The sequence below is a fragment of the Microcoleus sp. CAWBG58 genome, assembly GCF_020883045.1.
Taxonomy (GTDB): domain Bacteria; phylum Cyanobacteriota; class Cyanobacteriia; order Cyanobacteriales; family Microcoleaceae; genus Microcoleus.
The window spans coordinates 1-16,345 of record NZ_JAHRFA010000121.1; the positions used below are offsets into that span (position 1 = coordinate 1).

The 16,345-nt window shown below is 43.2% G+C and carries 18 protein-coding genes and 1 pseudogene; 5 read left to right on the forward strand and 14 right to left on the reverse strand.

The annotated features are described in order from the left end of the window. Nucleotides 1-356: 356 nt before the first annotated feature. Nucleotides 357-2,288 (reverse strand): sensor histidine kinase, encoded by a 1,932-nt coding sequence (locus tag QZ918_RS30800; RefSeq protein WP_293342345.1) that lies wholly within the window; start codon nt 2,286-2,288, stop codon nt 357-359. Between the two features lie 248 nt (nt 2,289-2,536). Continuing rightward, a complete protein-coding gene (locus QZ918_RS30805; protein WP_293342348.1) occupies nt 2,537-3,403 on the reverse strand; it encodes a substrate-binding domain-containing protein in 867 nt (288 codons plus the stop codon). A gap of 278 nt (nt 3,404-3,681) precedes the next feature. Between QZ918_RS30805 and QZ918_RS30810 the strand changes: the two genes are divergently transcribed. After that, nucleotides 3,682-4,692 (forward strand): endonuclease/exonuclease/phosphatase family protein, encoded by a 1,011-nt coding sequence (locus QZ918_RS30810; protein WP_293342351.1) that lies wholly within the window; start codon nt 3,682-3,684, stop codon nt 4,690-4,692. 441 nt (nt 4,693-5,133) lie between these two features. On the opposite strand, the gene QZ918_RS30815 is transcribed toward QZ918_RS30810, so the two are convergent. After that, nucleotides 5,134-5,613 (reverse strand): helix-turn-helix domain-containing protein, encoded by a 480-nt coding sequence (locus tag QZ918_RS30815; RefSeq protein ID WP_293342354.1) that lies wholly within the window; start codon nt 5,611-5,613, stop codon nt 5,134-5,136. Between the two features lie 364 nt (nt 5,614-5,977). On the opposite strand from QZ918_RS30815, the gene QZ918_RS30820 reads away from it, so the two are divergent. The 3 genes from QZ918_RS30820 to QZ918_RS30830 all read left to right on the forward strand — a co-directional run bounded on the left by QZ918_RS30820 (nt 5,978) and on the right by QZ918_RS30830 (nt 7,189). After that, nucleotides 5,978-6,232, forward strand: coding sequence for a hypothetical protein (locus QZ918_RS30820; protein WP_293342357.1), 255 nt, complete (start codon nt 5,978-5,980; stop codon nt 6,230-6,232). 113 nt (nt 6,233-6,345) lie between these two features. Then, a complete protein-coding gene (locus QZ918_RS30825) occupies nt 6,346-6,672 on the forward strand; it encodes a hypothetical protein (RefSeq protein WP_293342359.1) in 327 nt (108 codons plus the stop codon). A gap of 112 nt (nt 6,673-6,784) precedes the next feature. Continuing rightward, entirely contained in the window at nt 6,785-7,189 is a 405-nt protein-coding gene (locus tag QZ918_RS30830) for a hypothetical protein (protein ID WP_293144294.1), read from the forward strand. Here QZ918_RS30830 and QZ918_RS30835 read toward each other — a convergent pair. The 3 genes from QZ918_RS30835 to uvrB form a co-directional block, all read right to left on the reverse strand. Beyond that, entirely contained in the window at nt 7,182-7,544 is a 363-nt protein-coding gene (locus QZ918_RS30835) for a DUF5615 family PIN-like protein (protein WP_293144297.1), read from the reverse strand. The two genes, QZ918_RS30830 and QZ918_RS30835, sit on opposite strands and share 8 nt — an antisense overlap. After that, nucleotides 7,541-7,774: a DUF433 domain-containing protein gene (locus QZ918_RS30840; RefSeq protein WP_524538423.1), complete on the reverse strand. Its 234-nt coding sequence runs from the start codon at nt 7,772-7,774 to the stop codon at nt 7,541-7,543. Before QZ918_RS30840 ends, QZ918_RS30835 begins: the two co-directional genes overlap by 4 nt. A gap of 77 nt (nt 7,775-7,851) precedes the next feature. After that, nucleotides 7,852-9,864 carry an excinuclease ABC subunit UvrB gene (uvrB, locus tag QZ918_RS30845; RefSeq protein ID WP_293342362.1) on the reverse strand — a complete coding sequence of 671 codons (2,013 nt, stop codon included), beginning with the start codon at nt 9,862-9,864 and terminating at the stop codon, nt 7,852-7,854. Between the two features lie 171 nt (nt 9,865-10,035). Here uvrB and QZ918_RS30850 point away from each other — a divergent pair, with 171 nt between their 5' ends. Then, nucleotides 10,036-10,509, forward strand: coding sequence for a hypothetical protein (locus QZ918_RS30850; RefSeq protein ID WP_293342365.1), 474 nt, complete (start codon nt 10,036-10,038; stop codon nt 10,507-10,509). 113 nt (nt 10,510-10,622) lie between these two features. Here the strand turns inward: QZ918_RS30850 and QZ918_RS30855 are convergent, their stop codons facing one another. The 8 genes and pseudogenes from QZ918_RS30855 to QZ918_RS30895 all read right to left on the reverse strand — a co-directional run bounded on the left by QZ918_RS30855 (nt 10,623) and on the right by QZ918_RS30895 (nt 15,914). Next, nucleotides 10,623-10,970, reverse strand: a complete 348-nt coding sequence (locus QZ918_RS30855; protein ID WP_293342368.1) for a DUF5615 family PIN-like protein — start codon at nt 10,968-10,970, stop codon at nt 10,623-10,625. Further along, nucleotides 10,967-11,200 carry a DUF433 domain-containing protein gene (locus tag QZ918_RS30860; protein ID WP_293342370.1) on the reverse strand — a complete coding sequence of 78 codons (234 nt, stop codon included), beginning with the start codon at nt 11,198-11,200 and terminating at the stop codon, nt 10,967-10,969. Before QZ918_RS30860 ends, QZ918_RS30855 begins: the two co-directional genes overlap by 4 nt. 326 nt (nt 11,201-11,526) lie before the next feature. Then, nucleotides 11,527-12,734, reverse strand: a pseudogene (locus QZ918_RS33195) (ISAzo13 family transposase). 152 nt (nt 12,735-12,886) lie between these two features. Then, a complete protein-coding gene (locus tag QZ918_RS30875; protein ID WP_293342373.1) occupies nt 12,887-13,177 on the reverse strand; it encodes a helix-turn-helix domain-containing protein in 291 nt (96 codons plus the stop codon). A 265-nt stretch (nt 13,178-13,442) separates the two neighbouring features. Further along, the gene (locus tag QZ918_RS30880; RefSeq protein ID WP_293144309.1) at nt 13,443-14,222 is read right to left on the reverse strand and encodes a DsbA family protein; all 780 of its coding nucleotides are present in this window, start codon (nt 14,220-14,222) and stop codon (nt 13,443-13,445) included. Nucleotides 14,223-14,581: 359 nt separating this feature from the next. After that, complete coding sequence (locus QZ918_RS30885; RefSeq protein ID WP_293342376.1) at nt 14,582-15,094, reverse strand: hypothetical protein; 513 nt, start codon at nt 15,092-15,094, stop codon at nt 14,582-14,584. A 116-nt stretch (nt 15,095-15,210) separates the two neighbouring features. Beyond that, nucleotides 15,211-15,654, reverse strand: coding sequence for a hypothetical protein (locus QZ918_RS30890; RefSeq protein ID WP_293342379.1), 444 nt, complete (start codon nt 15,652-15,654; stop codon nt 15,211-15,213). A gap of 77 nt (nt 15,655-15,731) precedes the next feature. Further along, nucleotides 15,732-15,914 (reverse strand): CsbD family protein, encoded by a 183-nt coding sequence (locus tag QZ918_RS30895; protein ID WP_293144317.1) that lies wholly within the window; start codon nt 15,912-15,914, stop codon nt 15,732-15,734. Nucleotides 15,915-16,345: the final 431 nt, after the last annotated feature.

Here is a 16,345-nt window from a genome sequence, read left to right on the forward strand (position 1 = left end):
ATGAGTGCTGACTTTTGAATCCTTTGGAAGAAGCTTTGATGTCTGGTTTTCCTTGTTCTCCCTTCAATCGGTTGTTTTCATCTTTTAACTGTTGATTCTCTGATTCTAAGTCTTTGACTTTTAATTGTAATTGCTCTATTAGGTTCAGTAAGAGCTCTACTGTCTGACGCATGGATTCGTCTGCAATACCTGAGGGGTCGATGGGAGAGCAGCAGTATGTTGTAGGGTGACTTGTCTTGTGAAATAATCTTTGGCGTCATGTGTCCTATTTTATCACACTTTTTTTACTCTGCTTACTTTTTTTCTCTGCTACCCCGAATTATTGAGCGGATACCCTAAATCTTTAGTTGTCTAACTTAATGATGACCAGATATTGGCAGCTCTATGATGAATTTTGTGCCTTGGTTTGGTGCAGCATCGCACCATAATTTTCCGCCATGCTTTTCAGCAATTATCTGATAGCTAATAGATAAGCCTAACCCGGTTCCCTTTCCCACTGGCTTGGTGGTGAAGAAAGGGTCAAATAGGCGCGATCGCACATTCTCTGGAATACCTGCACCATTATCGGCAAACACTATCTGCACTTGATTTGGTTCCGTGCGAGAGGTAGTAATGCAGATCGTGTTCGGGTTGGTGGCAATCCGATCGAAACTGCGCCCTCGATTGCTCTCCTCCAAGGCGTCAATCGCATTTACTAACAGGTTCATAAATACTTGGTTGAGTTGTCCTGCATAGCATTCTACCTGCGGCAAATCGCCATATTGTTTTACGATCTCAATGGTTGGGTGTTGTGCTGTCGCTTTGATGCGGTGTTGCAAAATCATTAATGTGTTATCAATCCCTTCATGCAGATTGACAAACTTTAATTCTGCTTGATCCAGGCGAGCAAAATTGCGGAGCGAAATTACAATTTCCCGAATGCGATCGGAGCCTACTTGCATCGAATGCAGTACCTTGGTGAGATCTTCACTCAGAAAATTTAGATCCACATCATCTAGTTCTGTTTGCAGCGATTGGGGAGGGTTCGGATAGTGCTGTTGATATGAATTGAGCAATCGCAGCAGTTCTTGTGTATATTGATTGACGTATGTGATGTTGCCGTGAATAAAGCTAACTGGATTGTTGATTTCATGGGCTACGCCTGCTACCATTTGTCCTAGTGCTGACATTTTTTCACTCTGCACCATCTGACTCTGGGTACGATGCAATTCTTTCAGGGTGCTTTCTAATTGCTGCATTTGTTGGCTTAGTTGTCGATCGCGATTTGTAAGTTCTTCTGCCATGATGTTAAATGATTCTGCCAGAATCCCTACTTCATCTTCGTTGTTTACCCGAATGCGAGTGGTTAAGTCGCCTTGGGCTAACTGCTGAGTTGCTTGAGTCAGGCTTTGAATCCGGCGGCTGAGAGATTGCGTGATGCGAAACCCCCAAACTGTTACCCCCGTCACCAGGAAACTTCCTAGCAGCCCAAAGCCACCCACCACAAACCACAATCGTTGTTCTGCTTGTTCGGTTTCTGTGACAGACTTGAGTATGGCGATTTTGAGAGTTGCCCGATCGAATCCTGGTAGCCCGATCGTTTTAATCAAGTAGTTTTTGCCTGCTATCTTTGTCAGTACAGGCACAGACTCTGGCTGGGGAGCTTCCCAAGGGCGATCGCGATTAAGCTGTAATGTAGAAGCAGTTATGCGATCGCCCCCGAAGGCAACCAAGTGCATTGATGTGTTACCGCGCATTTGCTGAAGTAGTGCGTCGTCAATCGCACTCCCCACAACCAAGCCAGCCAAAATTTTTGTGGAGGATTTGATCGAGTTCAATCCTACCAGGGAGGGTGCAGCGCCTTTTTCTGCCAGCAAAATGCCCGATAAATTTAGTCCAGCACGAGCGGCACGATTGATGGCAGTATCTTCTAATATTGCTTGTGTAAGTGCTCCCTGCTGCGAAGATACTAAGAGTTCACCATTTGTGTCTACGATTCTGATCAAATCCAGTTTTAAGGATGCCTGTATTGGTAACATGATACGGAGCAATAAAGGGCGATCGCCCGCAGCAACGGCCGTGATTACATTCCTCTCCTCGCTCACCCAACGAGCTTTTAAGTAGAGCAATTCTTGCTTTTGCTTCAGATCTTGTTGGAGTAAAGTAGCCCTATCTTCTATCTCCTTTTGCGCCGTTTGTTCTAAGTTCTTTCTGGCAAAATAACCAAAACCCAGGGTTCCAACCGTCCACAGGCTAAGAAATGCCACCAACAAAGGAGACAACAGCTTGACTGAGATTGGGAGTCGCACATATCTGAAGCCCTGTAACATATCTACTTCAACCTAGGATTGAGTGTAGCTAAAACGATGTAGTGTCAATTTAAACGTCGAGTTGTTTAATAAATCTAGCTTACCGCGCACTCTCGATACCAGTAAATATTCCTTAAAAAGGGGGAGTCGATCGTCTAGTCCCTTCTTAACAAAGCTGGATAGAGAAGGATCGAGAAGATTGTTAACTCATCATTAAGCTGACACTAGGTTCGCAGTTCAAGTTGATGCTATTTACTAACAACAAACCCAGACTTCTCCAAAGCAGTGGTTCCTGACGGGCTAAAAATGTATTTAATCAGCCCTTGAGTAGACTCCGAAGCGTTTTTATGCCAGAGAATTGCGATCGGGCGTACCATTTGATATTTGCCTGCTTTGACATTTTCGGCTGTAGGCTCAACATTGTTGAGACTAAGACGGTTTACGGGTAGTTTATGGGAAATGGCGTAAGCCAGGGAAAAAGTACCGATGCTGTAGGGAGTGCTTTGAATCGCCTCGATTAATTCTCCTTCTTTTCGTAATACCACTGCTTGTGGTGAACTTTTCAAATCTTTTCCGAGATAGTGTTTGCGGAGGAGGCGCTTGGCTGATTCATCTTCTGGGCGATCGAGTACCACAATCTTAGCATCGGGGCCTCCCAGTTCCTTCCAGTTGCTCAAGGTGCCGCTGTAAATGGCTTTGAGGTCTTGAGTGGTCAGGTTTTTCACCTCTGTGACGCTGGGATGAGTAGCAACGAGAAGGGCATCGCGGGCGACTTCACGAAGCTCTAATGTGCCATCATTTTCCTCGGGCTTTAATGTTTTAGAAATAGCACCAATATCAATAAGTTGTTGTTTGACTCCTGCAATCACTGTTTCAGATTGTCCCGGCTCTAACTGAGTGATTTTGGTGTTTTGGGAGGTGGATTCGTAATTACTAGCTAGCGTCTGAATGACACCTACTGTGCTGCTTGAACCACCGATTTTGAGGGATGCTGAGGTTGAAGCTGCTGTTATCGGAACCGTTGTCGCCGTGGAGTTACTGGTGTTTGTTGAGCAACTGGGCTGGCCAAAAAGTGCGATCGCCCCTAAAGTCATGATTAATAAGTGCGGTTTCATAGTCTAAAATTTTTGGGTAATATGAACAGCGGACTAAATTCTTTATCAAATCCGAGGGTAATTATTATTTTAGTAGTTCCCTGGCTTGGCATTACCATAGCAGCAATAGGTAAAAATGGTTGTAAAATTAAGGTTTCTTTACAAAAAATAGCTCGCAGCGTCGGCTGAAAAAGCCGTAAGTGCGATCGAATAGGATTTTTTGATATTTTCACCTCATTGCCTAATAGTTAAATACTCTAATATCGATATTAAATTATCTCGAATCCATAATTAGATCGATGTCTGACAAAATAACCAATAACTTAATGAAAATGGAAAATCTGGCGATCGGAACCACAATACTGTTACTCAATTTATTAGCATTATTTGTCGCAATAGCTATAATCTTAGGTTTATTTGGAACTAAATTCTGGATTTTTGAAGTCCTGGATCATCCTCGCCTTCAATATAGCTTGATATTGGCGATCGCCCTAATTGTAGGTGGGATTTACCGACAAAAATGGAGTTTTCTGTTCGGTGTACCGTTCGCACTAAATTTAGTGGCGATTCTACCGCTCTTTTTTCATCCCAACTTGCCAGTTTCCTCAAATTCTATTCCTTTAACTATTTTCCATGCTAACCTCGATCGCCACAATCTCGAATATGCTCGTGCGATCGAGTATGTCAGCAGCCAAAAGGCCGATCTGATTTTTTTGCAAGAAGTGACTCCCACATGGCTAAACAAGTTAAAGTCTGACTTAACCAATTATAAATTACATACAGTATTGCCTTTAGACAATTCGCTTGGTGTGGCGATGCTAGTGCCAATATCTGCTGCGCCGAACATTGAAATAGTCGCATCTCAAATCTTGTATATGCCTGCCTATTCGCCGCGGCCGATGATTGAAGTTATTGTCCGCCGGGAAGGCAAAGAAATCGCGATTTTGAGTACATCAACGGCGCGCGGTACTAATAGTAAGGGTGCTTCCGAGTTTCAAAAGATAGAATTTGATGAGATTGCTAAGTGGAGCGTGAATCAGCAGGAAGGACAAAAAAGAGCGGTAATTGCGATCGGCGATTTGAATTCTACTCCTTGGAGTGGTCGATTTCGTCAGTTTGCGGTTGACAGTAATTTAATTAATTCTCAATTGGGTTTCGGCTTGCAAACGAGTTGGCCGGCTAAGTTACCTTCATTGTTCAGGATTGCGATCGACCATTGTCTGCACAGTAAGTCGCTTAGGACTGTCGATCGTGAAATTGGTTCAAATATTGGTTCGGATCATCTGCCATTGTTGGTTAAATTGTTGTAAGGATATGTGAATCGGCGGTTGAAACCGCTTCTACACATACAAAGTCCGCCTTCGCGGACTCAAGAATAAAGAGGGTCAGGACTTACGCATCGGGGCCGAGAAACCGGGTTTTTGTGAAAAATACTTGCTTCGGGCCCGAAGACTCGTAAAAACCCGGTTTCTTTGGCGGAGTGCATAAGTCCTGATTTACCTTACATAAATTTCCACTTTTGGAAATAAGGAAGTGATGCAGCTAGCTGTAGATGAGGGTTACATCACGCTGTTCGAGAAGGAGGAGTTTATTCGTCCGGCTTTTGCTAGCAGTACCGATGCTGTGGTATTGAGCAAGTAGTTGGTTTTGGTGGTGTTTTGGGCGATCGTACTTTTTGTGGTTAATCAATATTTTAACCGCAGATGATGTACGGGTGCCCCGCCCGTACCACGGTTTAGCTTGTTTGTGTTTTACTCTTCTTCTGAGTCCTCAACTTTAGACTCTTTGGCTTTCTGTCGAATCTGCTTGAGTTCTTCTTTTGGTTTCCAATTACTTTTGGGAGCTAGTCTGTATACGTCAGTACGTCCCCTACGCTGTTCCTTCAGTATTAAACCCGCATCACAAAGAGTTTTTAGGGCATATTGGGCTTTTCTGACGCTCATATAACAGATTTCTGCTGTTTTCTTCAGTTTAGCGAAACACTGACCGTTAAGTTTTCCCCCAGTCCTGCGAACTACATGGGCATAGAGTCGGAATTCATAAGGATCTAAACCGTACTCGTCGAGGTCTGAATGTACAACTGGCAAGGGTTGTAAGTCATTTTGAGAATTTTTATTTGTGGGGTGAACAGGTTGTTGAACTAAGTCATTAATTTCTTTGATTAGCGACTCATCCAAGTCTTCCTCGTCATTTTGGTGATTTTTATCGCTCAACATATGTTTTAAGTGCATAAGCACAGGTGCATCAACTGCATATCATAGCATATGCAGTTGATGCGTAAATGATATGCAGTTGATGCGTAAGCCCTGGTATATATTTATGTGTTATTTTTTTAAGTTGTTATCAAGGTATTCATTGATAAGTTATTACATTTGCGGTCATGCACTTAATTTTGCTGCCTACTTCTGCACGTAATGTTGTCAACTCAGCTCAGAGGTGCTATATTTTTAAAATAGAAAACAAAACGCCCTCAAACTGGCCGGTCTGAGGACGCTCTAATTTTTTCTATTTTTCGTAATGTCGAATCTTAGAGTGGCTGAGTTCGTATTCACAGCCCACTCTAAAAATCTTGTTGTTTTTTACACACTTAAGGAAATGATAACACAAAATCCGCTGTTGTTACTAGACCAACTGTCTAAGCACCCTCGTGGTTTGGAGCTAGCTTATCTGGTATATCAGCTCCATCAAGACGGTCAAATGCAGACACAGCCAAAGTCTGGCCTTGTTGCGATCGCCTTGAACCTAGCCAAACGTCAAGGTATAAAAGACAGACCATACTTCAAAGGTATGGCTAATGACGAGATTCGCGGGTGGATTGCTCAGCACTCTCCCAAGCCGGAAATTAACTAAGAACAAAATAGCCTATACAGCAGCCAGTCAGCTTACTGGCTGGCTTAGCTGTATCTAATCTACTTGTTGCAATGGCGAATATCAATCCACCCAACACTTAGTCAAAGAAGCTAATGGCTAACATCCTAATTTCTGAAAATAGACAGCTCACTGAGCAACTTAAAATAGCACACTCTACTCAAGCAAACTTGATCCGCATTCTGCTTGAAGAAATAGAAGCAAAGGACAAAACTATCGAATTGCTTCAAATTGAGAATCAACAAAAATGTAATGAAAATCTAGAACTCCAACAAAAGTTAGATGACTCGGAAGATGAAAAGCTTGAACTACAGTACAAGGTAGATTCATTGGAAGATCGGAACCTTGAACTGCGACAACTAGCAAATCCCTGTTCGCCAGATTGTCTTTCGATTGAAGACTCTTTTGACGAGGAATATTAAACAGGGATGTAGGTAAATTCATCAAAAGCCCGATCGCCCTTCCCATCCAAAAAATAGGACAATGGTAAAGGGCGATCGCACTTGATCCTAAAAATTTTTACTCACAAAACCTATGAGTACAATTCGTTTGCAACTAGCTGAATACCTCAATAGTCGAGGTTTCACCCCTGACAGCTTGGTAGAAGTCATCCCCGAAACAGTCAATCCTGAAACCATCTACCAACTGATCGAAAAAGCCGAAAATCTGCACCAGATAGACTTATCACTTCTAGCTACCGTAATCGATGGCTTGAGCAAACTCAATGGTTTTCCTGTCGGTATTGGAGAAGTGCTCGTACTTTTCCCCGATATTTCGGAGGAAGAGTTGGAAAACTCAACTTGGCGCGAACTTTACCTAGAAGGTGAAATTCCACCCTATGATTGGGGAGATGTAGACCCCATGACAGTTGGTAAAGCCGTGCGCTATGTACCTGGGGTAGGTTGCGTTATTGTTGAAATCGGATCGAACTTTAAATAGGAAGTCGTCGTACTCGATAACGATTATCTTCCACTGTCACAATTGCACCTGTTTCCAAATCTTCACCGCACTCTGACAAAACAGCCAGCAATCTAGAACTAACAAACACTGGAAGAGTATTTTGCAGTCTAAAAATAATCACACTTGGAAGAGATTCAGAACTAATAGCCAAAAGTTCACCAAAATCAAGGTCAAAAGTTAAAACAATTCGTTGCTCTTGGCGTGCTTTTTCCACGATATCAGAATCGGGTAAACGCTCCAATCCTTGCTCGTTTAAGTGTACAGCATCATATCCCTGCTCGCGCAGTGCTTGCACAGTTACAGGAGACACACCCATGTCCGCCAAAAATTTCATGCTGCATTCCCGGTAAATGGACGAATTTGCTCGTTCGTCAAAAATGCCGCATACTGGAGACTAGCTTTAACATCCTCAGCTTCCAAATAAGGATAAGCCACCAAAATTTCCGCTACACTCATCCCATTTGCTACTAAACTCACTACCAAAGAAACAGTGATTCGCATTCCTCTAATGCAAGCTCTTCCTCCCATAATTTTTGGATCGAAGGTAATCCGATCGAACATCATATCCTCCCATTCTTCCTTAACAAAAATCTGTCCTAATTCTTGTGGAGCAGGCCAGACAGCCTGCTCTATACTTGCTTTTAATGACCTAACAGCTTATCCCGCAAATGCTTAATGCGATCGCGCAATTTACCCGCCACTTCAAACTCCAACTTCTTCGCCGCATCTTTCATCTGCGCTTCCAGCCGCCCGATTAACTGAGGAATCTCGTCTAAAGATAGCTCATCCACCTGTTCGTAAACCTCCTCCAACTGCTGGGAGTTGAGCTTGCGCGACACATCCAGAAACGCCAGAATCGCATTAGTCGATCGCTTTTTGGCGATCGGCTGTGGCGTAATCCCGTGCATCTTATTGTACGCTAGCTGGATTCCCCGGCGGCGATCGGTTTCGTCGATCGCCTTAACCATGCTATCAGTCAAATTATCAGCATACAAAATAGCCTGTCCCTGCACGTGGCGCGCCGCCCGCCCAATCGTTTGAATCAAAGAACGTTCCGATCGCAAAAACCCCTCCTTATCCGCATCCAAAATCACCACCAGCGACACTTCCGGCAAATCCAAACCTTCCCGCAGCAAGTTAACTCCAATCAACACATCAAACTTGCCATCCTGCAAATCTTGGATAATTTCGATGCGTTGAATCGACTGAATTTCCGAGTGTAAATACCTGACTCTAATCGCCCTTTCTTGCAAATATTCCGTTAAATCCTCCGCCATCCGCTTCGTCAAAGTCGTCACCAAAACTCGCTCGTCCCGAGTGACTCTCTCCTTAATTTCCCCCAACAAATCGTCAATTTGTCCTTCCGTCGGGCGCACAAAAATTGTCGGATCGACCACTCCCGTAGGGCGAATTACTTGCTCGGCAACTCTGCCTTCGGAGATTTCCATTTCCCAAGTCCCAGGAGTCGCAGAAACAAAGATGCACTGATTCTCTTTTGCCCAGAATTCCTCTGCTTTCAAAGGGCGGTTGTCAGCGGCGCTCGGCAAGCGAAAACCGTGTTCTATCAATACTTTTTTCCGTGCTTGGTCGCCGTTGTACATTCCCCGAATTTGCGGCACAGTAACGTGGGATTCATCTACTACCAACATCCAATCTTTCGGAAAATAATCAATCAAACATTCTGGTGGTTCTCCGGCATTTCGGCCTGCTAAATGCCGCGAATAATTCTCAACTCCGTTACAGTATCCCACTTCGCGCAGCATTTCCAAATCGTAGCGGGTGCGCTGTTGTAGCCGCTGCGCTTCTAATAGTTTCCCTTCTTTTTCAAATTCTACCAATCGGTCTTCTAATTCGAGTTCTATGCCTTGGCAAGCAGCCTCTAATTTATCATCAGCAGTCACAAAGTGGCGCGCCGGATAAATATTTAAAGCCGTGGTACTTTGGATAATTTTACCAGTTACGGGGTCAACGTAGCGAATGGCATCGATTTGGTCGCCAAAGAATTCGACCCGAATAATTCGATCTTCGTAGGCGGGGCCGATTTCTACAACATCGCCTTTGACGCGAAATTTGCCTCTGCCTAACTCTAGGTCATTGCGGCTGTATTGAACGTTGACTAAATCTCGCAATATTTGCCGCTGGTTGACTTCCATTCCTACTTGCAAAGGAATCGCAGCTTTCAGGTATTCTGCGGGCATTCCCAAACCGTAAATGCAGCTAATTGATGCTACGACAATTACGTCGCGGCGTTCAAAGAGCGATCGCGTGGCGGAGTGTCGCAGCATATCGATCTCATCGTTAATTGCTGCGGTTTTTTCAATAAAAGTATCGCTAACGGCGATGTATGCTTCAGGTTGGTAGTAGTCGTAATAACTGACAAAGTATTCGACTGCATTGTTGGGGAAAAAATTGCGGAGTTCGTTGCACAGTTGAGCGGCCAGGGTTTTGTTGTGTGCTAATACTAAGGTGGGTCTGCCGATTTTTTCGATCGCCGAGGCAATGGTGAAGGTTTTGCCCGTACCTGTGGCACCGAGTAAGGTTTGAAATCGATCGCCCGCTTGGATGCCTTTGACGAGTTGGGCGATCGCTAGCGGTTGGTCGCCCGTGGGATCGAAGGGCGCTTGCAATTGAAAAGATGCTGCCGCAGTTACCATAGGAAAATGTCGCTATTACCGATAAATTTTAACAAAAATGCAGACATTCTGCAATTTCGTTAAGAAAATAGTTAAACTTTATAATATTATTTTAATTATCGGTTCAAATAGAAAGCAGAAAGCCCAGAAAAGCAGTTGTCCGAACCCAGTAATCAGCAAGGAAAAAAAATTATGGCTCTCACACCCAAAGACAAAGTCAAAGCGAGCCCCCGCGGCGGCAAAGGCACTACCAAAGCCCTACCACCCGCCAGCGAAGCCAAATCAGCGGGCATTCAACTTTATCAGCCGCAACTCCTACATGACAACCGCCCCGTCGGCCCAAACGATTTTACCATCAGCGAGACAGTCTCGATCTCGGGGAATCGCCCGATCGGTGCTAGCACCCTGCACATCAGCGAAACCTACGGCATTGTAGGCAATCGCCCGATCGAAGCCAGCGACTTTGAAGTGGTGGCTACACTCGGCAGACGCCCGATCGGTTCCAGCGCCATGCAAGTCAGCGAAATGTTCAGTATGTCCGGTGCGCGCCCTATTGCCATCAGCACTCTGCACATTGATGAAGTTTACTCCACCATGGGAGGCAACCGGCCAATTGCTTCCAACGAGATTGACGACAGCTCAACTTTAATGGGATTTTTAGATTAATTAGTCATTAGTCATTAGTTATTAGTTTTTTTACTATTAACTAATGACTAAAAACATATTTTTAGATAAGTTTGTGATGAGCGAGATTGATAATTTGACAAGTAGAAAGTAATTTATTTAATCCTGCCAATTTCCACAATATTTTCGCCATTCTTTAATAGCTCAATTGCGTCAGGAAAAGCACGAGTAAAAATGCGCTGCAAATCTTTATTTGTAATGTTGCCACAGGTTAGCCAAAGAATTTGAGGCGGGTTGCCAAGGCTAATTACTAAATCAACAAAATCCCTATCCTTAGTTATGATAACTGTGCCCGACCCGTTGGCACGAGCTGCATTAAATATCTCAATATCCTGAGCATCCCGCAACCCAAGCTCTTGCAATGTAACAGCATTAACACCGAATGTTTCGGTTAACCATTTCGCCAAACTCGGAGGCAATTGAGCATTCAACCAAAAAATCATACCGCTATCCTGGGGAAATCAATGCTGAGAGAGGCAAAAAGCAGACAGGCTTGAATGTCTTCGGGTTCCAAATCCGGAAAGTCAGCTAGAATCTCGCTAGGGGTTACATTGTCTGCCAGAGTTTCCAAAATATCGCTAACACGAATTCTCATGCCGCGAATACAGGGGCGGCCACCACATTTACCAGGTGTTTGAGTAATTCTGGCGAGCAAAGCACTTCTATCCGTCATATCTTAAATTCCTATTTTTCACATAATACAGTAATTCTAAATCAATACAGTTCTGATCGGATAGTCCCATCGGCAAAACAAGACTGAAAAACAGATACGCTCGATTGCTTCTTTCCTCGCTAGCGATGGAAGCATCTCATTTTTGTAAAAAGTATTTTTTCTTTGAGCGCTGTCCTCGCTCGCGTATCATACAATACGCGAGCGAGGACAGCACTATAATAATAAATAAATGCAAAACAGAGATGCTCCCCTACTAGCGACAACCGCTAACTGAAGCATATTGAATTCTAAATTACTAAGGAATGAAAATTTAATAACTTCATTATCTACTCATTTGTCGGAACAGCACGGTAATTCCATTTTGGCAAATATTCATCAAAAATAATTTTCATTGTACTCTTAAATCCATCTGCTACTTTTCTACCAGTTTTATAAATTTTATCAAGCACATTTACCAGCACAGAAAGTCCGGTTTTTGTGTGGTTTTTTTCATGAGCTCTTTGACCAACTCAACAGAAGTAAAAATCACTCCTTGACAAGCTCTCGTTACATGAGGAAATAAGCGATGCTCAATTGGATTATACTCCAATGTATAGGGAGAAAAATGTGCTATTCTGATTCCTATATTTAGTTCATTGACTAATTTTTGCAAATCCGATTTAAAGATATAATAATTAGAATTGTTACTGCCACCTCCATCGCATTTAATCAAAATTGAATTTGCTTGAGGGTAGAGATAGATCCCGTAATTGATCCACCATGATTTAATCGATTCACAAGCAAATTCACTCGTATCTTTACTGATACCTAAGCTTAAATATCCTCGATTATGTTGCACATCATAAATTCCATGAGGTACTATTTTACCCTCAGCCAAACTAAAAAAGTCATGGTCAAGTGTGGTAACTGTTTCGGTAGTATACAGAGTTCCTGAACGATATAAGTTTCCAATAAATTCCTTTTCTTTGGTATCCATGCTAATGATAGAATTTCCCTATAACTCATACTATTCAGTGATTCTGGCAAGATTCTCAAATTGTTCGTTACGATTCTTTGTTATTCCTGTTGTTTGTTTTTTTTGATCTTGACGTTTCACATATCCGTGCTTTTTAAATAACTTTTTGACAACCGTTACGCTGACTGTTATGCCATGAACTTTCAGATCTTCAACTATTTCTTCTTGAGTGAGATTAGTCCATTTAATTTTCTCATCCATTGGGCTGCCTGCCGTATAATGTTTTAACACTTCTAAAAAACTTTCATTCAAGCCAGGTATCAGAGACTCGCTAGTTTTTCTTCCTCCTCCTTTTTGACGAATTCTGTGTCGCTCAAAAGTAGTCTCTGATTCACTATTTAATTCCTTAATGCCTTTGGCTATTGTATTTCTGTCTGCCGCCAAAATTCGGGATATGTAACTAATTCCACCATAACCAAGTTTTTGGGCTTCTATTGCTGCATATCTTCGTCGATCTTTTTCAGATAGACATTGATAAATTTTCCGCATCTGAGCAGTAATTTCAGACGAGTAATACATAGATTTACCTGAACAAAATGAAGGAGATTAACTAACCAATTATTAGGGAAACAAAGAAGGTGAACATCGAATAAGGATGAGTTTTGACCACAAAATGAAATGTTACATCCTTTGCAATCACTCATTTGTTTATAGCTTGTGTTATTAAATTTTCATTCCTTATCCCGTCGCTCAAAGAAATTGATAAACGCTCTAGACAAGTTTAGCGACACCGATTGCAACACTTGGCTATAAGGTTCAGCCAACCATCCAAACTCTTTTTTGAGAGCAGGTATACGGTCGTTTCTCCCTTGCTGGGATAGCCCTTTACCAGTTTCTTTATAAAGTTGATTGGTCATGGCTAACGAATTATTCCAAAACCAACGGGCACAGCCGAATGCTTTTGATAGCGCTACTTGCTGCTCATCGTTAGGGTAAATTCGTACCTTGAATGCGTGTTTCATGTCTCTATCTTACTACGAAAAACTTAAATCAGTAAATAAATATTCTAGGTGGAAGGCAAAGCTAATTGGCTGTTGGATCGGGGAATGCCAACAGCCACGCTATCCATCCCCACCGTGTAGACGGATGGGGAATTCCGCTAATCAGTTAAATTTTGATTGTTCCCAGACTTTAGTCTGGGAATGCATCTTTAACGACTCCAAATTGAAATTGCAACGAAAAAGTGAAAAAGACAGAAAAACTAAGTTTTTCGTATCTTTTACCTTGTTATTTGGAGACACTGGCGAGAATCTTTTCCATCTCAGAAAGCTCCAGCGCACCTGAGAAAGTTTGGCCGTTCATGACAAAGAATGGAGTACCTCCAATGCCCAGTTTTTGAGCGAGTTGCACGTCTTTCTGAATGGCGGCCTCGGCGGCGGGGCTGTTGCGATCGGTGTTGAATTTATCTAATTTTAGATTGAGCTTTTGGGCGATCGATCCGTACAATTCCTCACCTAACTTTTTCTGCCCTTCAAACAAAGCGCTGTAATATTCCCAAAACTTACCCTGTTGTTGAGCCGCCCAAGCTGCTTTAGCTGCTGGCAACGCTTGAGGATGTGAAGGCAATGGAAAATGCTTGTAGGCTAAAGTAACTTTGTCCTGGTGTTTTGCCATAAACTGCTTGACGGTATCGTGAGCGCGCGCGCAAAACGGACATTGAAAGTCAGAGAATTCTAAAAGTACAATCTGCTGGGAAGCCGAACCCGTGCTAGGAGAATCCCCGATCGCCGATTTGGGATTTGTTTTCATCTCCTGAAAAAATGACTCCTGCGCCGCTTTGAGAGACTGCTGCTGTTCTTGCTGGTACGCTTGTACCGAATCTAAAATTGCTTGCGGATTTTCCCGGATCACCTGCAAGACTTGCTCTTTCAACTTGGGATCGACTGAATTGCCAGCCGCTGACTGGGCGGGGGAACAACCGATAAATACAAGGCAACCCGCAAGCAGTGCAGCCAAGCAGAAGGCTTGCTGGCTGCGGAATTTTCGCCAAATAGTGGATATGTTCATCTTTTTTCCTGGTTTACAGCAACACTTAATCCTACATTTAATTTTGCGGAGTGTCAGGTGTACCGCAGTTTAGTGCTGTGCAGTTATTTTTAGATACGAGCAATAATTAGTAATTGGCGATCGAAAAGGTTTGTAGTGAGGACTTCAGTCCTTCCTCAATTTAAGGACTAAAGTCCTCACTACAAACACAATCAAAAAGGTTTGTAGTGAGGACTTCAGTCCTCCTCAAATGAGAGAGGACTGAAGTCCTCACTACAAACACTCAAAAAGGTTCGTAGTGAGGACTTCAGTCCTTCTTAAATTATTGTGGAACAACCGCATCAAAAAGGTTCGTAGTGAGGACTTCAGTCCTACCTAAATTATTTACGATTGCTGAGCCATTTAGCAGCAACTATTCCCAAAATACCCGCAACCACTGGATTCCCCAAAAACTTCATCAAACTAGGCTGTTGTGCCAACACTTCTCGGAAAATATCCGGGTGATTGTGATAGGTAAACGAGGCTAGCTTGCTAACATCATCAGCAGTCATGCGGCTAGCGTGGTGAGTAGAAAGTCCTAGCTGCTTTTCCAACTGGCGATCGCTCAATCCTCTCTTGTCCAACTGCTTGAAGAACTCCCGTGCCACGTCGTCCCGTTCGTTTGGCTTGATTTGGGCGATCGCCTTTTGCAATTCCGGTTCCAACTGTGCCGGCGGGAGAGAGTCGTGATTCAAAGAACGCCCGAATAATTGTTTGCGCTGATCCGGGGAAGTTCTCTGAGCAAAATCGTCAAAATTTTCGTACTCTTCACCCGTTGTCTCAGGCATCATTTCGCGATCGCCCTGAGCCAAATCGCTCATGATTTGTCGCTTGTAATTATCGCTGCTACTCATGGTAATTATTTCCCCAACTAAACAACAGTTCAGTCTCAAATTGAGATTGCTTCGCCTTCAAAAAACTGCCGAAGATTAAAGCGTCGCGCTGCTATAAATTCCGCTTTTCAACCAGGTCAAGACTTGTATTCAATCTGATTTAATTGCTGGTCATACTTTGCCGTCAAAATCAGTTTTTTGTCAGGAGCATAAACCAAAACACTTAAATCATGATTTGGGAAATTGCGGTGAAAACCTTGGGCTAAAGATTTCGCCAAATCTTTTACTTCAGTAGGGCGGACTTGCGGGGTGATTACAACTCCCAATTTGTTATTGTCGCGCACGTAAGCATCCTGAACCAGACCCTTAGCCGTCTTTGTTACCCATTGACCAAAATCTTGACCTGCGACGGTATTCCCGCGTTCTAGCTGCGCGTAATAGCCCTGACTGCCACCAATTGCTACAGGTACGTTAGTCGGTTTTTGGGCGGAAACGCTGGGGGCGCAGGCAGTAGTAACAGCCAGCATTAGAACCAAGAGTAAACCCGCAATCATTTTGCGACTCTGCTGCAATAAACTCACCTTTTTTCCTCCGTTCTGAAAACAATTTGAAGAATTAAGAGGGTCAGGTTTTTCGACCCTATTAATTAGTATTAGGCTCAGTCTATTTTCTTTTTGATCTCATCTTTGACATCTTCGACTGTGTGGCTAGCTTCAGCTTGTTTTTGCTTCATTTTGCCTTCAGCTTTATCCTTGGGGTCGCCAGTAACATTGCCGATGGCTTCTTGAGCAGCGCCTTCGATGTTTTTGCCAGTTGCCTTTGCTCTATCGTTAATGCTCATTCGTTTCTCCTTATTTGTATCTAATTTGACGTTTTTTACTTAAATTCATCATAGGTAACAATGAGCTGGGCTGCACTCTACCTGTAGGAAGAAACAAGGAAGAAGTCTAAGGGAAGAGATTTGACTAATTTAACGGAGGTCAGGAATAGGGAATAAGGAAAAGTTATTGTTGAGTCGAGGATAGACAGGGACTTTCATCGTTACCGTTTTGCGATCTAAGCTGTTAGCTGCAACAAAGTGTTTCGCAGAAAAAACTCGGTGTACAGCCACCCATGCGCTCAGGACTGCTTTGTTCAACCAAAAATACTTCGCCAGTTCAAATCTGAAGTGCAACACCCAGGAGTTTGACCAAGGGGGACTCACAGGGATAGTCTAATGTTTACCACAACAAAAGGACACCCCCATGAGCTACACCCATCTTACTCTTTCTG

What these genes read in the sequence shown, in the direction of transcription:
- QZ918_RS30805 (WP_293342348.1), bottom strand. Translation starts at nt 3,403, where the DNA reads ATGAAACCGCACTTATTAATCATGACTTTAGGGGCGATCGCACTTTTT.
- QZ918_RS30810 (WP_293342351.1), top strand. Translation starts at nt 3,682, where the DNA reads ATGTCTGACAAAATAACCAATAACTTAATGAAAATGGAAAATCTGGCG.
- QZ918_RS30815 (WP_293342354.1), bottom strand. Translation starts at nt 5,613, where the DNA reads ATGCACTTAAAACATATGTTGAGCGATAAAAATCACCAAAATGACGAG.
- QZ918_RS30820 (WP_293342357.1), top strand. Translation starts at nt 5,978, where the DNA reads ATGATAACACAAAATCCGCTGTTGTTACTAGACCAACTGTCTAAGCAC.
- QZ918_RS30825 (WP_293342359.1), top strand. Translation starts at nt 6,346, where the DNA reads ATGGCTAACATCCTAATTTCTGAAAATAGACAGCTCACTGAGCAACTT.
- QZ918_RS30830 (WP_293144294.1), top strand. Translation starts at nt 6,785, where the DNA reads ATGAGTACAATTCGTTTGCAACTAGCTGAATACCTCAATAGTCGAGGT.
- QZ918_RS30835 (WP_293144297.1), bottom strand. Translation starts at nt 7,544, where the DNA reads ATGAAATTTTTGGCGGACATGGGTGTGTCTCCTGTAACTGTGCAAGCA.
- QZ918_RS30840 (WP_524538423.1), bottom strand. Translation starts at nt 7,774, where the DNA reads ATGATGTTCGATCGGATTACCTTCGATCCAAAAATTATGGGAGGAAGA.
- uvrB (WP_293342362.1), bottom strand. Translation starts at nt 9,864, where the DNA reads ATGGTAACTGCGGCAGCATCTTTTCAATTGCAAGCGCCCTTCGATCCC.
- QZ918_RS30850 (WP_293342365.1), top strand. Translation starts at nt 10,036, where the DNA reads ATGGCTCTCACACCCAAAGACAAAGTCAAAGCGAGCCCCCGCGGCGGC.
- QZ918_RS30855 (WP_293342368.1), bottom strand. Translation starts at nt 10,970, where the DNA reads ATGATTTTTTGGTTGAATGCTCAATTGCCTCCGAGTTTGGCGAAATGG.
- QZ918_RS30860 (WP_293342370.1), bottom strand. Translation starts at nt 11,200, where the DNA reads ATGACGGATAGAAGTGCTTTGCTCGCCAGAATTACTCAAACACCTGGT.
- QZ918_RS30875 (WP_293342373.1), bottom strand. Translation starts at nt 13,177, where the DNA reads ATGAAACACGCATTCAAGGTACGAATTTACCCTAACGATGAGCAGCAA.
- QZ918_RS30880 (WP_293144309.1), bottom strand. Translation starts at nt 14,222, where the DNA reads ATGAACATATCCACTATTTGGCGAAAATTCCGCAGCCAGCAAGCCTTC.
- QZ918_RS30885 (WP_293342376.1), bottom strand. Translation starts at nt 15,094, where the DNA reads ATGAGTAGCAGCGATAATTACAAGCGACAAATCATGAGCGATTTGGCT.
- QZ918_RS30895 (WP_293144317.1), bottom strand. Translation starts at nt 15,914, where the DNA reads ATGAGCATTAACGATAGAGCAAAGGCAACTGGCAAAAACATCGAAGGC.